This window comes from Bacillus sp. LR--39 (assembly GCF_053613335.1).
This window is the reverse complement of sequence record NZ_JBSIOT010001194.1, coordinates 1-604: the sequence shown is the minus strand read 5'-3', so window position 1 is coordinate 604 and position 604 is coordinate 1. Positions and strand designations below refer to the sequence as shown.

Sequence of the window (604 nt, the reverse complement as noted above, 5' to 3'; positions counted from 1 at the left end):
GGGCACCGCTGATGCCGCCAACCGCGTATGCCGCCATGGCAACACCCAATCCCCATCCAAATACAACAACAATCCAGCCAGACCGGAATGAAAGCGATTTCTTTAAATTGACACCTGCACAAACACCTGCACCAAAAATGATAAGCAGCACCGTACCGATGACTTCTCCCCAAAATGCTGTCATAGCACATTCCTCCTAAAGTCACGATTAAAAAGCATGATAGAGAAGAAGAGAATAAAAAAACCACAACAAACCGCTTTACGGGTGCATAAACATTTGCCGTAAAGAGCTGCTGTGGTCTCCGAGTTCTCCATCACAATGTATTAACATAGTGCAATTGTATCAGTGCATGAAAGCGGTGTCAATCACTTTCCGTCAAAAAGTTTTCATATTTTTTCCACAATTTGGCATTAGACGTTGTGACAGCTACAGCCCCCGCTTTCAATGCCTGCTCTACATCCTCTTCCGTACGGATGAACCCCCCGGCAAAGATGGGAATCCCTGTTTTCTCTTTTATTTCCTGAATGAGTGTCGGAACGATGCCGGGAAGCACTTCGATGAAGTCAGGCTTATGCTTGCCGATAAACTCCATGCTTTTCTCCA

General features: G+C 45.7%; 1 protein-coding gene and 1 pseudogene. Both read right to left on the bottom strand.

Annotated features, from left to right (window positions below; all coding sequences use genetic code 11):
- Positions 1 to 184, bottom strand: a 184-nt coding sequence (locus ACWHAR_RS29375; protein ID WP_452088730.1) for an aquaporin, incomplete at its 3' end; no start/stop codon positions are given.
- 178 nt (positions 185 to 362) lie between these two features.
- Positions 363 to 604 (bottom strand): annotated as a pseudogene (gene glpP, locus ACWHAR_RS29370) (glycerol uptake operon antiterminator GlpP); the annotation flags it as partial.